Annotated in this window: 17 protein-coding genes; 14 read left to right on the forward strand and 3 right to left on the reverse strand. The window is 61.9% G+C overall.

What is annotated here, in order from left to right:
• Positions 1-6 precede the first annotated feature (6 nt).
• The 6 genes from murC (at position 7) to O3300_RS27105 (ending at position 6,550) form a co-directional block, all read left to right on the forward strand.
• Positions 7-1,410: a UDP-N-acetylmuramate--L-alanine ligase gene (gene murC / locus O3300_RS27080; RefSeq protein WP_305054622.1), complete on the forward strand. Its 1,404-nt coding sequence runs from the start codon at positions 7-9 to the stop codon at positions 1,408-1,410.
• Position 1,411: 1 nt separating this feature from the next.
• Positions 1,412-2,380: a D-alanine--D-alanine ligase gene (locus O3300_RS27085; protein ID WP_305054623.1), complete on the forward strand. Its 969-nt coding sequence runs from the start codon at positions 1,412-1,414 to the stop codon at positions 2,378-2,380.
• Position 2,381: 1 nt separating this feature from the next.
• Entirely contained in the window at positions 2,382-3,200 is an 819-nt protein-coding gene (locus O3300_RS27090) for a cell division protein FtsQ/DivIB (RefSeq protein WP_099665427.1), read from the forward strand.
• 65 nt (positions 3,201-3,265) lie between these two features.
• Entirely contained in the window at positions 3,266-4,498 is a 1,233-nt protein-coding gene (ftsA, locus tag O3300_RS27095) for a cell division protein FtsA (protein ID WP_010394955.1), read from the forward strand.
• A gap of 152 nt (positions 4,499-4,650) precedes the next feature.
• On the forward strand, positions 4,651-5,859 hold the full coding sequence (gene ftsZ / locus O3300_RS27100; RefSeq protein ID WP_034748865.1) for a cell division protein FtsZ: 1,209 nt from the start codon (positions 4,651-4,653) through the stop codon (positions 5,857-5,859).
• A gap of 184 nt (positions 5,860-6,043) precedes the next feature.
• On the forward strand, positions 6,044-6,550 hold the full coding sequence (locus O3300_RS27105; RefSeq protein WP_034784976.1) for a peroxiredoxin: 507 nt from the start codon (positions 6,044-6,046) through the stop codon (positions 6,548-6,550).
• A 141-nt stretch (positions 6,551-6,691) separates the two neighbouring features.
• On the opposite strand, the gene O3300_RS27110 is transcribed toward O3300_RS27105, so the two are convergent.
• Positions 6,692-7,459, reverse strand: a complete 768-nt coding sequence (locus O3300_RS27110; RefSeq protein WP_289919562.1) for a class I SAM-dependent methyltransferase — start codon at positions 7,457-7,459, stop codon at positions 6,692-6,694.
• 104 nt (positions 7,460-7,563) lie between these two features.
• Here O3300_RS27110 and O3300_RS27115 point away from each other — a divergent pair, with 104 nt between their 5' ends.
• The 3 genes from O3300_RS27115 (at position 7,564) to lpxC (ending at position 10,351) form a co-directional block, all read left to right on the forward strand.
• Positions 7,564-8,337 (forward strand): helix-turn-helix transcriptional regulator, encoded by a 774-nt coding sequence (locus O3300_RS27115; protein ID WP_305054624.1) that lies wholly within the window; start codon positions 7,564-7,566, stop codon positions 8,335-8,337.
• A 160-nt stretch (positions 8,338-8,497) separates the two neighbouring features.
• Entirely contained in the window at positions 8,498-9,340 is an 843-nt protein-coding gene (locus O3300_RS27120) for a DMT family transporter (protein WP_099668227.1), read from the forward strand.
• Between the two features lie 75 nt (positions 9,341-9,415).
• Positions 9,416-10,351, forward strand: coding sequence for a UDP-3-O-acyl-N-acetylglucosamine deacetylase (lpxC, locus tag O3300_RS27125; protein WP_077399869.1), 936 nt, complete (start codon positions 9,416-9,418; stop codon positions 10,349-10,351).
• Between the two features lies 1 nt (position 10,352).
• Here the strand turns inward: lpxC and O3300_RS27130 are convergent, their stop codons facing one another.
• Positions 10,353-10,862, reverse strand: a complete 510-nt coding sequence (locus O3300_RS27130) for a DciA family protein (protein ID WP_099665424.1) — start codon at positions 10,860-10,862, stop codon at positions 10,353-10,355.
• A 279-nt stretch (positions 10,863-11,141) separates the two neighbouring features.
• On the opposite strand from O3300_RS27130, the gene secA reads away from it, so the two are divergent.
• Positions 11,142-13,910 (forward strand): preprotein translocase subunit SecA, encoded by a 2,769-nt coding sequence (gene secA / locus O3300_RS27135; protein ID WP_099665423.1) that lies wholly within the window; start codon positions 11,142-11,144, stop codon positions 13,908-13,910.
• 80 nt (positions 13,911-13,990) lie between these two features.
• Here secA and O3300_RS27140 read toward each other — a convergent pair whose 3' ends face one another.
• A complete protein-coding gene (locus O3300_RS27140; protein ID WP_305054625.1) occupies positions 13,991-15,355 on the reverse strand; it encodes an alpha/beta hydrolase in 1,365 nt (454 codons plus the stop codon).
• 220 nt (positions 15,356-15,575) lie between these two features.
• Between O3300_RS27140 and argJ the strand changes: the two genes are divergently transcribed.
• The 4 genes from argJ to O3300_RS27160 all read left to right on the forward strand — a co-directional run bounded on the left by argJ (position 15,576) and on the right by O3300_RS27160 (position 18,440).
• Positions 15,576-16,814, forward strand: a complete 1,239-nt coding sequence (gene argJ, locus O3300_RS27145; protein WP_305054626.1) for a bifunctional glutamate N-acetyltransferase/amino-acid acetyltransferase ArgJ — start codon at positions 15,576-15,578, stop codon at positions 16,812-16,814.
• Positions 16,811-17,692 (forward strand): ATP-binding protein, encoded by an 882-nt coding sequence (locus O3300_RS27150; protein ID WP_289906890.1) that lies wholly within the window; start codon positions 16,811-16,813, stop codon positions 17,690-17,692. The genes argJ and O3300_RS27150 overlap by 4 nt, the downstream gene beginning before the upstream one ends.
• On the forward strand, positions 17,689-18,111 hold the full coding sequence (locus tag O3300_RS27155) for an NUDIX domain-containing protein (protein ID WP_251351085.1): 423 nt from the start codon (positions 17,689-17,691) through the stop codon (positions 18,109-18,111). The genes O3300_RS27150 and O3300_RS27155 overlap by 4 nt, the downstream gene beginning before the upstream one ends.
• A 119-nt stretch (positions 18,112-18,230) precedes the next feature.
• A complete protein-coding gene (locus tag O3300_RS27160; RefSeq protein ID WP_251351086.1) occupies positions 18,231-18,440 on the forward strand; it encodes a DNA-binding protein in 210 nt (69 codons plus the stop codon).
• The last annotated feature ends 1 nt before the right edge of the window (position 18,441 follow it).

Here is an 18,441-nt window from a genome sequence, read left to right on the forward strand (position 1 = left end):
AGCTCTGTGAAGCATAAAGTAAACAATATCCACTTTGTCGGCATTGGCGGCAGCGGCATGAGCGGCATCGCCGAAGTGCTGGTCAACCTGGGCTACAAGGTGTCGGGCTCCGACCTGGGCAGCAATGCGGCGACGCAGCGCCTAGCGAGCCTGGGCGCGACCGTCATGCTCGGTCACGCCGCAGAAAATATCGGCGACGCCGATGCGGTGGTGACGTCGGGCGCCGTCCCGCAAGACAATCCGGAAGTGGCGGCTGCGCGTGCGCGCAAGATTCCGCTGGTGCCGCGCGCCGTGATGCTCGGCGAGTTGATGCGCCTGAAACGCGGTATCGCCATCGCCGGCACGCATGGCAAGACGACGACGACCAGCCTGGTCGCTTCCGTGCTGGCGCAGGGCGGTCTCGATCCGACCTTCGTCATCGGCGGCCGCCTGACCAGCGCAGGCGCGAACGCCAAGCTGGGTTCGGGCGACTACCTAGTGGCCGAAGCCGATGAATCGGACGCCTCGTTCCTGAATCTCACGCCGATGATCGAAGTGATCACGAATATCGACGCCGATCACATGGACACCTACGAGCACGATTTCGAAAAGCTCAAGCAAGCCTTCGTGCAGTTCACGCACCGCTTGCCGTTCTATGGCCGCGCCATGCTGTGCATCGACGATCCGCACGTGCGCGCCATCATCCCGTCCGTCACCAAGCCCGTCACCACCTACGGTTTCGCGGAAGACGCGCAAGTGCGCGCCATCAACGCGCGCGCCGTGGGCCTGGAAATGCATTTCACCGTGCTGCAGGAAGGTTACCCGGACCTGGACGTGGTGCTGAACCAGCCCGGCATGCACAATGTGCAGAATGCCTGCTCGGCGATTGCCATCGCGCGCGAAATTGGCATCGCCGACAGCGCCACGCAGCAGGGCCTGGCCGAGTTTTCCGGCGTGGGCCGGCGCTTCACGCGCTATGGCGACGTGGCGCTGCCGAACGGCGGCACCTTTGCGCTGGTCGACGATTTCGGCCACCATCCGGTGGAAACGGAAGTGACGCTGGCCGCCGCGCGCGCCGCCTATCCGGGCCGTCGCCTGGTGCTGGCGTTCCAGCCGCACCGCTACAGCCGTACGCGTGACCTGTTCGAGGATTTCGTGAAGGTGCTGGGCGCACCCGACGTGCTGCTGCTGTCCGAAGTGTATGCGGCGGGCGAAGCGCCTATCGTCGCCGCCGACGGCCGCGCCCTGGCGCATGCGCTGCGCGCGCGCGGCAAAATCGAACCGATTTTCGTCGAATCCATGAAAGACATGGCCGACACCATCATGAGCGTGGCGCGCGACGGCGACGTCGTGCTGACCATGGGAGCCGGCTCGATCAGCGGCATCCCGCAACAACTGACAACGTATCAATCTCACACTGTAAAGGCCTGACGTGAACCAAGCTTCAGCTATCGACGTTAAACAATTGGGCAAGGTCGGCGTCCTGTTCGGCGGCCGTTCGGCCGAGCGCGAAGTGTCGCTGATGTCCGGCGCGGGCGTGCTGGCAGCCCTGAAAAGCCATGGCGTGGATGCGCATGGCTTCGATACGGGCGAACGCAGCCTGGCCGAATTGGCCGCTGAGCAATTTGACCGCGTCTTCATCGCGCTGCACGGCCGCTTCGGCGAAGACGGCAGCCTGCAGGGCGCGCTGGAACAACTGGGCATTCCATACACGGGCAGCGGCGTGATGGCCTGCTCGGTGGGCATGGACAAGGTTTATACCAAGATGATCTGGCTGATGCACCAGCTGCCGACGCCAAAGTACGCGGTACTGGACGACAGTTCCGACTTGGCCAAGGTCACCGCGGAACTGGGCTTGCCGCTGATCGTCAAGCCGCCGCATGAAGGCTCGAGCATCGGCATCACGACCGTCAACGAAGCGTCGGCCTTCCAGGCCGCCTACGACATCGCCGCCGGCCTCGATGATTCGGTACTGGCCGAGGAATTCATCAAGGGCCGCGAATTCACCGTCGCGATCCTGGGCAAGGGCGCCACGGCGCGCGCGTTGCCGCCGATCGAAATCGTCGCGCCGCAAGGCAATTACGACTACCAGAACAAGTACTTCACGGACGACACGCAGTATTTCTGCCCGCCGCAGCTCGATGGCGCGATCATCGCAGAGATGGAACGCATCGCCCTGGCCGCCTACCGCGCCCTGGGCTGCGAAGGCTGGGGACGGGTCGATGTCCTGATGCGCGCGGCAGACAGCGCGTTGTTCCTGCTGGAGGTAAATACCTCGCCCGGCATGACGGGGCACTCGCTCGTGCCGATGGCGGCGCGCGCGGAAGGCACCAGCTATGAAGACCTGTGCCTGGAAATCGTCGCCGGCGCAAGCCTGAAAATGCACAAGGGACAGCGCTGATATGTGGCATGACGCTAAAAGCCTCAATACGACTGCCAACGGCTTGCTGGCCGCGGTTCTGGTCGTGTGCGTGGCCGCCGGCGTCTGGTGGGTGTCGCAGCGTCCCATGTTCGACCTGCGCACGATCAAGGTGGAAAGCGCGGACGACAAGGGCCTGCGCCACGTGAATTACCTGACCCTGCGCAGTGGCACGCTGGGCCGCATCAAGGGTAATTTCTTCACGACCAACCTGGAAAGCGTGCGCGGCGTGTTCGAATCGGTGCCCTGGGTGCGCCGTGCCAGCGTACGGCGCGAGTGGCCGAACCAGCTGATCGTGGCGCTGGAAGAACATGAGGCGCTGGGTACCTGGGGCGAGGACGGGCGCTTGCTGTCAGTCAAGGGCGACGTGTTTACGGCGAATGTGGCCGAGGCGGAAGACGACCATGAATTGCCTGCGTTTGCCGGCCCCGATGGCAGCGAAAAGGAAGTGCTGGCGACCTACGTGCAGCTGGCAAAGTGGTTTGCGCCGTTGAAGATGGTGCCGGAAACCCTGTCGCTGTCGAGCCGCTATGCGTGGACCGTAAAACTGGATAACGGCATGAGCGTGGCGCTGGGGCGCGAACAGAATCATACGACACTGAAGGCGCGGGTTGACCGGCTGGTGGGCATTTACCCGCAGCTGGCGAGCCGGCTGGAAAATATCGACACGATCGATATGCGTTACCAGAATGGCCTGGCGCTCAGTTCCGCCGGCCTGGTGATACCGGCCGAAGGCAAGGATGGCAGGCCGGCAGCGGCAATCAAGAAGAAAAATGGCAGTCCGATTAAAAAACCGACTTAACCGAATAATCAATTAATCAATTAATCAATTAATCAATTAATAGCCCAAAAAACTAGGCGAAAGAAATGACAAAAGACGCGAAAAACCTGATCGTCGGCCTCGACATCGGCACCTCGAAAGTGGTGGCGGTGGTAGCCGAAGTGATGTCCGACGGGCGCCACGAAGTGATCGGGCTGGGCCAGCACGAATCGAAGGGCCTGAAAAAGGGCGTGGTGGTCAATATCGAGGCCACGGTGGAGTCCATCCAGCGCGCGCTGGAAGAGGCCGAGCTGATGGCCGACTGCAAGATCCGTAATGTGTATGCGGGCATTGCGGGCAGCCATATCCGCAGCTTCAATTCCAGCGGCATGGTGGCCATCAAGGACAAGGAAGTGACGGCGACCGACGTGGCGCGCGTCATCGAGACGGCAAAAGCGGTTAACATTCCGACCGATCAGCAATTGCTGCACACGGTGCCGCAGGAGTTCATCGTCGACAGCCAGGAAGATGTGCGCGAGCCTATCGGCATGAGCGGCATCCGCCTGGAGGTGAAGGTGCATATCGTCACCGGCGCCGTGTCGGCAGTGCAGAACATCGTCAAGTGCGTGCGCCGCTGCGGCCTGGAAGTGTCGGACCTGATCCTGCAGCCGATGGCGTCCGCCGATGCGGTGCTCACGCCCGACGAGAAGGAACTGGGCGTGGTGCTGATCGACATCGGCGGCGGCACGACCGATGTGGCGGTATTCTCCGATGGCGCGATCCGCCATACGGCAGTCATTCCCATCGCCGGCGACCAGATCACCAACGACATCGCCATGGCCTTGCGCACCCCGACCGCGGAAGCGGAAGAAATCAAGATCCGCTATGGCGTGGCCAAGCAGGTCCTGGCCGATCCCGGCGAATCGCTGGAAGTGCCTGGTCTGGGCGACCGCGGCCCGCGCAACCTGTCGCGCCAGGCGCTGGCGGCAGTGATCGAGCCACGCGTCGAAGAGCTGTTCGCGATGGTGCACCAGGTGGTACGTGAATCCGGCTACGAAGGCGTGCTGTCGTCGGGCATCGTGCTCACGGGCGGCACCTCCATCATGCCCGGCATGGTGGAAATGGCGGAAGACATTTTCCTGAAACCGGCGCGCCTTGGCACGCCCGAGTATCGGGGCCAGCTGGCCGACGTGGTGCGCAGTCCGCGCTATGCCACGGTATTGGGCCTGCTGCTGGAAGCGAAGAAGCAATACCTGCGCGGCCACATCGTGACGCGTCAGGACGGCTCGGTGAAGGCAGTCTGGCAGCGCATGAAGGAATGGTTTTTAGGGAATTTTTAAGGGCTTGATTTACGCCCGGCAGGTCAGGTTTTTTGGCAGCATCGCAGGTACACACATAACTTTATTTTATATTTAACCGCAGTTTTCAATCTCCAGTTCTCCTACCAATATGAGGCCTGGCGCTTGGAAACCGCATCTGATAGGAGCACATCATGGAGTTCGATATGGTCGATAACACAGCTTTAGGTACCGTCATCAAGGTCGTCGGCGTCGGCGGTGCGGGTGGCAATGCAGTCCAACACATGATCAACAAAGGCATGTCGGGTGTGGAGTTCATTGCCGCCAACACCGACGCACAGGCCCTGTCGACATCGAAGGCCCACAACATCATCCAGATCGGCGATACCGGTCTGGGCGCCGGCATGAAACCTGCCGTTGGCCGCCAGCTGGCGGAAGAATCGCGCACGCGCATCGCCGATTCGCTGCGCGGCGCGCACATGGTCTTCATCGCTGCCGGCATGGGCGGCGGTACGGGCACGGGCGCCGCTCCTATCGTGGCTGAAGTGGCCAAGGAACTGGGCGCGCTGACGGTGGCCGTGGTTTCCAAGCCATTCTCGTATGAAGGCCAGAAGTGCATGGACATCGCCGACGAAGGCCTGGAGCAGCTGTCCCTGCACGTCGATTCGCTGATCATCATCCTCAACGAAAAACTGGAAGAGATCTACGAAGACGAAAGCATGCTGGAATGGATGCAGCATGCCGATGATGTGCTCAACAACGCGGTGGCCGGCATTGCCGAGATCATCAACGTGCCAGGCCATATCAACGTCGACTTCAACGACGTGAAAACCATCATGGGCGAGCAGGGCAAGGCCATGATGGGCACGGCGACGGCTTCCGGCGTCGACCGCGCACGCATCGCCGCGGAACAGGCTGTCGCTTCGCCGCTGTTGGACGGCATCGACCTGTCCGGCGCGCGCGGCGTGTTGGTCAACGTCACGGCCAGCCGTGGCTTGAAAGGTAAAGAAATCAAGGAAGTCATGGCCGCCGTGCGCGCGTTTGCCGCACCGGATGCGTCGATCGCGCAAGGTATCGCCTACGACGACGCCATGGGCGACGACATCCGCGTTACCGTGGTGGCCACGGGCCTGGGCCGCGCGAAGAAAAACATCCAGCTGGTACCGCAGCAAGTGCTGCGCACCGGTACGCACAACAGCCCGTTGACCCCATCGGCTGCCATGGGTAGCGCGCAAGCGGCGACGACGACAGTTGGCGTGGCTACGCCGGCTGCCGGTTTCGACGGCATGAAGGCGCCGGCAGTATGGCGTCGCGAATCGGCTTCCGAGCAGGTGCGCGCGATGGAAAAGAATGGTATGGAGACGTACGATATTCCAGCCTTCCTGCGCAAACAGGCCGACTAAGGTGATGTGATGCATGTAACGATGACGGCGGCCTGAGGGCCGCCGTTTTTTTTTGCCGGCTTTTGACTTTTGACTTTGCCTTTTCGGCCGTTTTCTGCACAAATACGGCAAGTCAGGCATACTATCGCGCAGTGTCGGCATCATGCCGGCAGCATCCTCAACCGACAGTACACAAGGAGTCAACATGACCATCAAGATCGGCGACACCCTGCCAGAAGGCACCCTGGCTGAATTCATCGAAAGCGAAACCGAAGGCTGCGCACTGGGTCCGAACACGTTCAACGTGCAAGACCTGGTCAAGGGCAAGAAGATCGCCATCTTCGGCCTGCCAGGCGCCTACACCCCGACCTGCTCCGCACAGCACGTGCCGGGCTACGTCAAGCACGCCGCGGACCTGAAAGCCAAGGGCGTCGATGAAATCTGGTGCATCTCCGTCAACGACGCGTTCGTGATGGGCGCCTGGGGCCGCGACCAGAAAGCTACCGGCGTCGTGCGCATGATGGCTGACGGCAACGCCGCCTACAGCAAGGCCCTGGGCCTGGACGCCGATTTTTCCAAGCACGGCATGGGCACGCGCTCGCAGCGCTACTCGCTGCTGGTCGACAATGGCGTCGTGACGCAATTGAACATCGAGCAAGGCGGCAAGTTTGAAGTGTCGAACGCGGAAACCTTGCTGGGCCAACTGGCTTAAGTCCCTGAGAAAAAGTCCATGGCGGTGTTGCACTGCCTTGGCGTACTACTCGTACTGCCTGCGGCAATGCGCCTTGCCCTGAACATTTTTCAGGGACTTGTCCTTTTTTGACGTAAAAACGGCGCCATCGGCGCCGTTTTTTTATTGTACCGACGGCTTGCTCGCCTCGAACATGGCCGCATCGATGCTGAACGAATAATCGTCCTGCAGTGCGAAATACCGGCGCGCTTCCTCGGGCGCGCCATCGAACAGGTTGCGGATGGCCGCCACTCTTTCGCTTGGCGTGCGCATGCGGGCCACCCACTCGTCGAACTGCATGGTCAGTTTCCACACGCTGCGCAAGCTGTGCGTAAAACCTGCGTTGTCAAACTTGGCGCCCCATTCGCAGCTGCGGTAGTCGCGTACGTGGGACGCGTCGCGCAGCATTTCCACCGCCTGCAAGGTGCTGTCGTAGAGGGCCGTCTTGGGCGCGACGATGTCGACCACTAATAAGGTGCCGTTCGGGCGCAGCACGCGCCACGCTTCTGCCAGGGCTCCCGCCACGTCGTTCCAGTGGTGCGCGGAAAAGCGCGTGACGACCATGTCGAAGCTGGCGTCGGCAAACGGCAGGCGGGCCACGTCGCCTTGTTGCGTGCTGATATTGTGCAAGCCGCGCTGCACCCTGGCGCAGTCGACCACGTCGAGCATGGGCTGCGCCAGGTCATAGGCGACCACCGATTGCGCCACGGGGGCGACGGCGAAGCTGGCGTGGCCGGCGCCGCAGCCCAGGTCCAGTACCACCGGCTTGCCGTGGCGGCGCGCGCATTCCTGCATCAGCACCAGGTCGGCGCCTTGCGCGTGTACGGCGCTGCTCAGGTAGGCATTGGCCGTCTTGCCAAACTGTTCGGTAACGACATCGTGCTGCTGCATGGTTTTCTCCTGTGGATGGCTGAGTTCCTGCAGAATAGGGATAAAATTATCCTGTAACAAGACCATAACTTATACTGGTATATCTACTACCATGCTTCCCCGTCATGTCGAACAAACTTGCTGAATTCATCCGCGCCCGGCGCGAAACCGTCACCCCCGCCATGGCCGGCTTGCCCGGCGGCGGACGGCGGCGCACGCCTGGCTTGCGGCGCGAAGAGCTGGCACAGCTGTGCGATGTCAGTCCCACCTGGCTGACGTGGCTGGAGCAGGGGCGGCCCGTGTCGGCATCGGCCAAGATGCTGGCGCGCCTGGCGCAGGTGCTGCAGCTGAGCGCGGCCGAGCGCGCCTACCTGTTCGAGGTGGCAGACAAGCATGACCCCAGCCATGGCGCAGGCGAGGGCGGGGGACCTGCCGCCGCCGAGTTGGCCGCCATCGTCGCCGCCATCGACGCGCCCGCGTATATCCTGGACCGCGCATGGAATGCCGTGGCGTGGAACGGGGCGGCGTCCACGCTGTTTACGGGCTGGCGGCACGGCGACGGGGACGCGCCGAACCAGTTGCGCTTCATGTTCCTGGAACCTGGTGCGCGCGATCTGGTCGTCGGCTGGCCCGAGCGGGCGCAGCGCCTGGTGGCGGAGTTTCGCGCCGATATCGGCCGGCAGGCGGACCAGGCGCCGCTGGCTGGCCTGATCGCCGAACTGGCCGATGCCAGCCCTGAATTTCGCCAGTGGTGGGGCGCGCAGCAGGTGCAGGGCCGCGATGGCGGCCTGCGCCAGTTCCGGCATGCGCAACAGGGCCTGCTTGCGTTCAATCAAGTGACCCTGCACCTGGCGCGCCAGCACGACTTGAAACTGGTGATGCTGTTGCCTGTGTCATAAGGTAAAACGGCCGCGCTTGTTATAATCGGGCTGACCGCCTGGCCCTGCCTTTCCAGACCATGCTGTCCTGGCTCCGGCCGTCGCCATGATGACGGTCCCGCTCTTTCGCCAGGAGTCTGTCCTGTTACCCCACAATCCCAACCTGCGCAGCATCTATGTGATGCTGGTCGCCGTCGCCATGTTTTCCCTGATGGACACAGCCATGAAGCTGTTGTCCGCCCATTATCCGCCCATGCAGGTGACGGCCTTGCGCGCCCTGTCGTCGTTGCCGCTCGTCTGCCTGTACCTGCTGTACCGCGGCGCCTTCAAGAACGTGCTGAAGGTGCGCTGGCCGCTGCACCTGTTGCGCGGCGTCCTGGGCGTGTTGATGATCACCCTGTTTGCCTACGGCCTGAAGCGCATGTCGCTGGCCGAGACGTATGCGCTGTTTTTCGTCGCCCCCTTGCTGATCACCGTCCTGTCGGTTTTTATCCTGAAGGAAAAAGTCGATTTTGCGCGCTGGTGCGCTATCGCCGTGGGTTTGCTGGGCGTGCTGGTGGCGTTGCGCCCCGACGGTTCGGGATTCTTTTCGGTGGCCGGGCTGGCCGTGCTGGGCTCGGCCGCCTGTTACGCCATTTCCGCCGTCACGGGCCGCATCCTCAGCCGCACGGACGCCAGCGAAAGCATGGTCTTTTGGCTGATGGTGATGATGGCCCTCGGCGGCGTGGCCCTGTCGGCGCACGAGTGGGTGAGCATCCGCCGCGAAGACTGGTGGCTGCTGGCGGGCTTGTCGCTGAGTGGCTTCCTGGGGCAGCTTGCGATTACGGAAGCGTTTCGCCATGGCAAGGCGTCCAGCGTGGCGCCGTTCGAATACTCGGCCCTGGCCTGGGGCATGGCCCTGGACTGGATGCTGTGGCGCGCCTTGCCCGACGAATACACCCTGATCGGTGCGGCCATCATCATCGGCAGCGGCATTTACCTCGTGCGCAGGGAGGCTGTCCACGCCGAGAGCGAGCATCCGTGAGTAGCGGTTGTGGTATTTCTGGCGTGGGCCATGCCATGCCGCAACGAAAATCCGGCAAATAGATATAATCGACAGATGTTAAAACAACGCACCATCAAACAACAGGTCCGCACCATCGGTGTCGGTTTGCACTCTGGCACCAAGGTGGAGCTGACTCTGCGTCCTGCCGCGATCGACACGGGCATCGTGTTTCGCCGCATCGACCTTGATCCCATCGTCGAGTTCCCCGCCAGCGCCATGGCCGTGGGCGATACGCGCATGGCTTCCGTGCTGATCAAGGATGGCGCCAGGGTTTCTACAGTGGAACACCTGATGTCGGCTGCGGCCGGCCTGGGCGTCGACAATATGTATATCGACGTGAATGCGGAAGAAATCCCCATCATGGACGGTTCCGCCTCGTCCTTCGTCTACCTGCTGCAGCAGGCTGGCGTGGAAGAGCAGCAAGCGCCAAAGAAATTTATCAAGGTCATCAAGCCTGTGGAAGTGCGTCACGGCAAGGGCGACGCGGAGAAATGGGCGCGCTTGTCGCCGTATGACGGCTTCAAGCTCGATTTCTTTATCGAATTCAATCACCCGGCCGTCGATGGCACGATGCAGCGCGCCTCCGTCGATTTCGGCGACGTGTCGTATGTGCACGACGTGGCGCGTGCGCGCACGTTTGGCTTCATGCAGGACGTGGAAAGCTTGCGCGGCATGGGTCTGGCCCGTGGCGGTTCGCTGGAAAACGCCATCGTGATGGATGAGTACCGCATCCTCAACGCCGATGGCTTGCGCTATGAAGACGAGTTCGTGCGCCACAAGATCCTCGACGCCATCGGCGACCTGTACCTGGTGGGCCACCCCTTGCTCGCGTATTACACGGCGCACAAGTCAGGCCATGCGCTGAACAACCAGCTGCTGCTGGCGCTGCTGGAACAGCCGGAATCGTATGAAATCGTTTCCTTCGATACCAATGAGGCGGCGCCGCAATCGTACCTGCGTCAAATGGAGCGCGAGTGGTCTTTGACCTGAGTTAATCCTTAGGTTCGCGGTGGTGGCGCACCATATTGCGCAGCGCCGCGATCAGCTGCTCGTTCTGCTTCGACGCTGGCAGGGCCGTGCTCAGCTCTTCCAGGGCCGACATGGCTTTTTCCGGCAAGACCAGCGCCCGCGTATGCACGATGGGCGCGATGCTCTTGATGACCTGCACTTTCAGCTTGATGCCTGAAATCTGCCAGCCTTTTCTTTCCAGTTCCCCTTGTAACTTTGGCAATTGCTGCTTGAGCTTGGCCGCCAGCGCCGCGTTCGGCGTGGCCAGCACCAGTTGGCCGCTCTCGAATTGCAGGATGTCGCAATGCTCGAACATGGCCGGCAAGGCCTTGGCGCAATCTTTTTGCAGGGCGGCCAGACGCGTGACGGTGGGCATCAGGGAAGCCATCGTCGCATTGCCGCGCAGAAAATCGGTTGCGCCCGTGACGGCCGGGCCGGAGCGGGCAAAGCCGTAGCCGCGGCGCGGTGCCGGAGAATAAGTGGGAGTTCGCATGGCCGAAACATAGCACACTCGCCCCCGCGTGACGAGTGCGGCGGCGGGTGCGGTGCAGGCGGGCGAACCGTATTGCCTTACAGTATGGAAAATGTCCGCAATTTCTGCTATTTGTTTGTCATTAAGCTATTGTTATATGGCGCATTACCCCAACCATGTCGGGAACGCATGATAAAATCATCGTCTTTTGCCATAGTCGAACTCCGTGCGGTGACGCGATTACTACCGCGTTGTTCCCTACCGAGCTTTTTTTAACGGCGTTTTTTCAAGAATTCAAGCATGTCATTACTGACCCAGATTTTCGGTAGCCGCAACCAGCGGCTGCTCAAGCAATACCAAAAAACGGTACGCGAGATCAATGCGCTCGAGCCGGCCATCGAAAAGCTGTCGGATGCCGAGCTGCAAGCGAAGACGCCTGCCTTCAAGGAACGCATCGCCGCGGGCGAATCGCTCGATGCCTTGCTGCCGGAAGCCTTTGCCGTCTGCCGCGAGGCCAGCAAGCGCGTCCTGCGCATGCGCCATTTCGATGTGCAGATGATCGGCGGCATGGTCTTGCATTTCGGCAAGATCGCGGAGATGGGCACGGGCGAGGGCAAGACCCTGATGGCAACCTTGCCAGCCTACCTGAATGCCTTGTCGGGCAAGGGTGTGCATATCGTCACCGTCAATGACTACCTGGCGCAGCGCGATGCCGAAACCATGGGCCGCCTGTATGCATGGCTGGGCCTGTCGACTGGCGTAAACATGTCGCAGATGGAGCACAGCGCCAAGCAGCAGGCGTACAACTCCGACATCACGTATGGCACGAATAACGAATTCGGTTTCGACTTCCTGCGCGACAACATGGTCTACGAAGCGCGCGAGCGCGTGCAGCGCAGCCTGAACTTCGGCATCGTCGATGAAGTCGACTCGATCCTGATCGATGAAGCGCGTACGCCGCTGATCATTTCGGGCCAGGCCGAGAACCATACGGACCTGTATCACAAGATCAATGAAGTGCCTGCGCGCCTGACTTTGCAGATCGGCGAAGAAACGCCGGACGGCAAGGGCAAGGTTGAAGTGCCGGGCGACTACACCAAGGATGAAAAAGCGCACCAGGTGCTGCTGACGGAAGCCGGCCACGAAAAGGCCGAAGGCATCCTGATGGAGATGGGCCTGCTGCCGGAAGGCGCCTCGCTGTACGACTCGGCCAACATCACCCTCGTGCATCACCTGTATGCGGCCCTGCGCGCGCATGCGCTGTACTTCAAGGATCAGCACTATGTGGTGCAGAACAATGAAGTGGTGATCGTCGATGAATTCACGGGCCGTCTGATGACGGGCCGCCGCTGGTCCGATGGCTTGCACCAGGCCGTCGAAGCGAAAGAGGGCGTCAAGATCCAGAACGAGAACCAGACCCTGGCCTCGATCACCTTCCAGAACTACTTCCGCATGTACGCCAAGCTGGCCGGCATGACGGGTACGGCCGATACGGAAGCGTACGAATTCCAGGAAATCTACGGCTTGGAAACGGTTGTGATTCCGCAAAACCGTCCGCTGCAGCGCAAGGACCGTCAGGATCAGGTCTATAAATCGTCGGCGGAAAAATACAACGCGATGTTGAACGACATCCGCGACTGCTACGAGCGCGGCCAGCCCGTGCTGGTGGGTACCACCTCGATCGAGAACTCGGAACTGCTGTCGGGCATCCTGACCAAGGCCGGTTTGCCGCATAACGTGCTGAACGCGAAACAGCATGCGCGCGAAGCGGAAATCATCGCCCAGGCAGGCCGTCCGAAAGCCATCACCATCGCCACCAACATGGCCGGTCGCGGTACGGACATCGTGTTGGGCGGTAACGTCGAGAACCAGATCAAGTTCATCGAAGCCAATCCTGAACTGAGCGACGCCGACAAGGCAGCCCAGTCGCAGACCTTGCGCGATGAATGGCAATCCCTGCACGACCACGTGGTCAATGCGGGCGGCTTGCACATCATCGGCACCGAACGCCACGAATCGCGCCGCGTCGACAATCAGCTGCGTGGCCGTGCCGGCCGCCAGGGTGATCCGGGTTCGTCGCGCTTCTACCTGTCGCTCGACGACGCGCTGCTGCGCATCTTCGCCGGCGACCGCGTACGCGCCGTGATGGACCGTTTGAAAATGCCGGAAGGCGAACCGATCGAGGCAGGCATCGTCTCGCGTTCGATCGAATCGGCCCAACGCAAGGTTGAAGCGCGCAACTTCGATATCCGCAAGCAATTGCTGGAATACGATGACGTCGCCAACGACCAGCGCAAGGTGATCTACCAGCAGCGTAACGAGCTGCTGGAAACGACCGATATTTCCGACATGATCGCTTCCTTGCGTCATGGCGTGTTCACCGACCTGGTGCACGAGTACGTGCCGCATGAATCGGTAGAAGAACAGTGGGATATCAAGGGCCTGGAAAATACCCTGGCGAGCGAATGGCAGCTGGACTTGCCGCTGCATGAAATGCTGGAAGCCGATTCGACCCTGACGGACGAAGAGATCCTGGAAAAAGTGCTGGCCGCGGCCGACGCCGTGTACCAGTCGAAGATCGATATCGTCGGTAAGGAATCGTTCGGCGGCTTCGAACGCAACGTCATGCTGCAAAGCGTGGACAGCCACTGGCGTGAACACCTGGCGGCGCTCGATCACCTGCGCCAAGGTATTCACCTGCGCGGTTATGCGCAGAAGAATCCGAAACAGGAATACAAGCGCGAAGCGTTTGAACTGTTTGGCCAGATGCTCGACATGATCAAGAACGACGTCACGAAACACGTGATGACGGTGCGTATCCAGTCGCGCGAAGAAGTCGATGCGGCCGAACAGGCGATGCAGCAGTCGCACGTGGAAAACGTGCACTACCAGCACGCCGAATTCGACCCGAACGCGGCGCCGGAAGAACTGCTGGCTCCTTCGGCCGGCGGCAACATGGACAACGTCGACGACATGAGCGTGAGCATGGGCGTCAAAGTGGGCCGTAACGACCCATGCCCTTGCGGCAGCGGCAAGAAGTACAAGGCTTGCCACGGCAAGCTGGCGTAAAGCCCGCTGCATGGCCTGAACAAGAACGGAGACCGCGGTCTCCGTTTTTTTATGCCCGGCATGCCTTGCCCGGTCCCGGCTCAGGGAAAGGCCCAGTATTGCGGCGCCTGCGAGGGAATGCCCTTCAAGCCGCCGCGGTTTTTTGCCCGTTGCCCCGTCTTGATCATGGTGGCGATATCGGTCAGCAAGACGCGGTTGCTGGCGAAGTAATCGTGCCCCATGAAGTTCATGATGACGGCCGAGGCATCGACGAGCTCCATGCCGGGAATGCCGACGACGGGGCCGCGGATGTCGCCTATCCTGTCCCAGTCGGCAAAGTTGTAGGAAGCGCGGATGGCCTTGTCGTTCGCGGACGCGTACAGGGTGGCGGAGAGCTTGAGGCTGGCAAAGCGGGGGGCGATCTGGTCGCGGAAGACATCGGCATTGATGTCCGGCGCCGCCAGCACCACCTGCTTGAACAGGGGCAGCAGGTCGGGGCGCTTTTCCAGCAGGTTGGCCAGGGCCACGGTCATCGGACGGTTGCCCATGCTGTGGGCGATGAGGTAGATATCGGTGGCCGAGGAGTGCTCCGCGAAATCGGCCAGGAACGCCTGCAGGTGCGCCTGCGTCCATTCGGCGGAATTCTGGTCGTATTCGTAGCCGGCCATCGAGCCTTTCGATGGCCAGCTGTAGAACACGGGCAGGGCGCCGATATCGAGGTCGACGGCCATCTGCGCCGTGCGCCGGGCAGCGTCGTCAAAGGAATTGCTGTAACCGTGGATATAGATGAAGGCGGCGCGGCGTTCCGGTGCGGCTTGAATGCTTGCCTTGACGGTGGCGAGGAAATCCGCGTGCGACAGGCGCGTGGTTCCCTTGATCAGCACATATTTTTGCGCATCGTCGCCGGACAGGATGTCGTACCAGGGCGGCAGCGGCAGTTCGCCCGGCGCTCTTTTTTCAGGGATGCTGACGAGGACGCTGCCGTAACTCAGGTGGGGCGCGGCGCGGTTGGGCTGCCAGCCATAGCTGCGGCTGCTGGCCTGGTATTGCCTGTCGGTGGCGTAGTACACGGTGACGTGCACGGCGCCGGCCGGCGGTGGATCGTTGCCAGGCTTGGCCATGCCGCTGCTGCCCGTGAGCATGCCGCTGCTGCCGGCCAGGTTGCCCAGGTTGCCGACCAGGCCGCCGATGCCTGACCATGAGCTGCTCCATGGGAAGGTTGGCGGTGGCCGTCCCACCCCGGTCGCGGGTGGAAATTCTGCCGCTGGCGGCGTTTCAGCGGCCGGCGGCGCTGTGGATGCCAGATCGGTGGCGTGGCCGATGGCATGATCGGCCGGTTCACCTGGCAGCGTACAGGCCGTCAACGAGGCCAGCAGGCAAAACAGGCAGCATAAACACCATAGGCGCAACGGGCGTGACGAGCCTGAATCGCTGCGATGCATGCGGTAGGATTTTTCATGCGCCATGACATCCCCTCCCCGGGCGCTTGTGCGAGACGCGTGATCGTCTGTTCCTATACCTTAGCGCCGCCAGGCGGCGGCGTTCTGATAAATCGCAAGCTTGGTCATGTTGCCGACCCGCTTCGCGACTGCCCTGGCCGGCGCGACTATTCCCTTGCCGCATGTTCACCGGCGCCGCGAAGGCGCTACAATAGCGCTTCCCTTTTCCCTCGCAGAAGAAATCACCATGGCCGTCAATTCCCCCAAGCCCGTCGCCGCCGACTTGAAAGCCGTCGCCGGCATTGAAATCGGTGTTGCCGAAGCCGGCATCAAGAAACCCAACCGCAAGGATTTGCTGGTATTGAAACTGGCGCCGACGGCCACCGTGGCCGGCGTGTTCACCTTGAACCGCTTCTGCGCCGCGCCCGTGCAAATCTCGAAGGCCAACCTGGCCGCCGTGACGGCCGGCGCCGCGCCGATCCGCGCGCTGCTGGTCAATACGGGCAACGCGAATGCGGGCACGGGCGAATCGGGCCTGGCCGACGCGCAGGCCAGCTGCGCCGCGCTGGCCGAGCTGCTGGGCTGCACGCCGCAGCAAATCCTGCCGTTTTCCACCGGCGTGATCCTGGAACCCTTGCCCGTGCAGCGCCTGGTCGCCGGCTTGCCGCAAGCCGTGGCCGCACTGACGCCGGACAACTGGTTCTCGGCCGCCGAAGCCATCATGACCACCGACACGCAGCCGAAAGCCGGTTCGCGCACGGTCACCATCGGTGGCCACACGGTGACCCTGACGGGCATCAGCAAGGGCGCCGGCATGATCAAGCCGAACATGGCCACGATGCTGGGTTTCCTCGCGTTTGACGCCACCGTGGCGCAACCGGTGCTCGACCAATTGGTGAAGCAGGCGGCCGATAAATCGTTCAACTGCATCACCATCGACGGCGACACCTCCACCAATGACTCGTTCATGCTGGTAGCCACGGGCGCCGGCAGCCTGGTCATCGATTCCATCGATTCGCCGCACTATGCGGAACTGGCCGCTGCCGTGACCGAACTGTCTACTTTTCTCGCGCAAGCCATCGTGCGCGACGGCGAAGGCGCGACGAAATTCATGACCGTGACCGTGGAAGACGGCCGCAACGTGGAAGAGTGCCGCAAGATCGCCTATTCCATCGCCCATTCGCCGCTGGTGAAAACGGCGTTCTTTGCCTCCGACCCGAACCTGGGCCGCATCCTGGCCGCCATCGGCTACGCGGGCGTGGACGACCTTGATGTGGGTCAATTGAACCTGTATCTGGACGACGTGTGGGTGGCCAAGAACGGCGGCCGCAACCCGGACTACCAGGAACAGGATGGCCAGCGCGTGATGCAGCAAAGCGAAATCACCATCCGCGTGAAACTGGCGCGCGGCGATGCCACGGCTACCCTGTGGACGTGCGATTTGTCGCATGACTACGTGTCGATCAACGCCGACTACCGCTCATGACCGGCCTCGATCAATTCCTGATCCGCGCCGAACGGGTACTGGCGCGCCTCGAGTCGATCTTGCCGCCGGCCTTGCCGGCGACGGACTGGAACAGCTTTGCCTTCCGCTGGCGCCGGCGCCAGGGCGCGGCCAGCCATCTGCAGGCCGTGGCCCACGTGTCGTCCATCGCCTTGGATGACTTGCACAATATCGGCACGCAAAAGGCGCAGATCGAGCAAAATACGCGCCAGTTCGTCAGCGGACGTCCCGCCAACAACGTGTTGCTGACGGGCGCGCGTGGCACGGGCAAGTCGTCGCTGATCAAGGCATGCCTGAACCAGTTCGCCGATCAAGGCCTGCGCCTGATCGAAGTGGACAAGGCGGATCTTGCCGACTTGCCCGACATCGTCGACCTGGTGGCAGCGCGCCCCGAGCGCTTCATCATCTTTTGCGACGACCTGTCGTTCGAAGAGGGCGAGAGCGGCTACAAGGCGCTGAAAGTGGCGCTCGACGGCAGCATCGCCGCGCAATCGGACAATGTGCTGATCTACGCCACGTCGAACCGCCGTCACCTGATGCCGGAACGCATGTCCGACAACAGCAGCTACAAGACGGACGATGACGGCGATTTGCATCCGGGCGAGACGGTGGAAGAGAAAATCTCGCTGTCCGAGCGCTTTGGCCTGTGGCTGTCGTTCTACCCGTTCAAGCAGGATGACTACCTCGATATCGCAGCGCACTGGCTCGCTTCGTTCGGCTGCACGCCGGAACAGATCGCGCAGGCGCGCGGCGACGCCCTGCGCTGGGCCTTGCAGCGCGGTTCCCGTTCGGGCCGGGTGGCGTGGCAATTCGCACGCGATTATGCTGGGAAACTACCTGCGGGAAAGTTGCCGCAATGAGTGATATGAAAGTGACACCGGTGGATGTCGCCGTCGGCATTCTGATGAAACCGAATGGCGACGTGTTGCTGGGCCAGCGCCCGGCTGGCAAGCCGTATGACGGCTATTGGGAGTTTCCTGGCGGCAAAGTCGAGCCGGGCGAAGCCATTTTTGACGCCTTGAAGCGCGAGTTTGTCGAGGAACTGGGTTTATATATCGACAGTGCCGAGGCCTGGTGCGGCGTCGAATATGTGTATCCGCACGCCCACGTGCGCCTGCATTTCTATATCAGCCGCGAGTGGCGGGGCGAGCCGCAAAGCCTGGAAGGGCAGGCGTTTGCCTGGCAGGGCACGGTCGGCGTGGAACCCTTGCTGCCGGCCACCATTCCCTTGCTGGAATGGCTCGACGAGGTACGCCGGGAATCGCTGGCGCTTGCCTGATTGACACTTGTGCCAGCGGGCAGCACCATGCTGCGTGCTGGCGCAAGCTTTCCTGTGACTTTCCTTGTATCGCGCGCGCTTTGCGCTACAGTGCTTTCATCTAGCATTGGGAGTTGCGCATGCCGCTGACACTGACCTTTACCGATACCGATGAATTGCTGATTGCCGCCCTGCACAAGCGTGCGCGCGCGCATGGCCGCAGCATCGAAGACGAGCACCGCGACATTCTGCGCAGCGCCTTGCGGCCGCTGCCGAAGCGTCCGCTCGACGATATTTTGCGCGGCATGCCCGACGTGGGGCTTGATGCGGATTTCGAGCGCCGCACTTGAC

It is taken from the genome of Janthinobacterium sp. SUN206 (assembly GCF_030587305.1).
In the GTDB taxonomy this organism is placed as follows: domain Bacteria; phylum Pseudomonadota; class Gammaproteobacteria; order Burkholderiales; family Burkholderiaceae_D; genus Janthinobacterium; species Janthinobacterium kumbetense.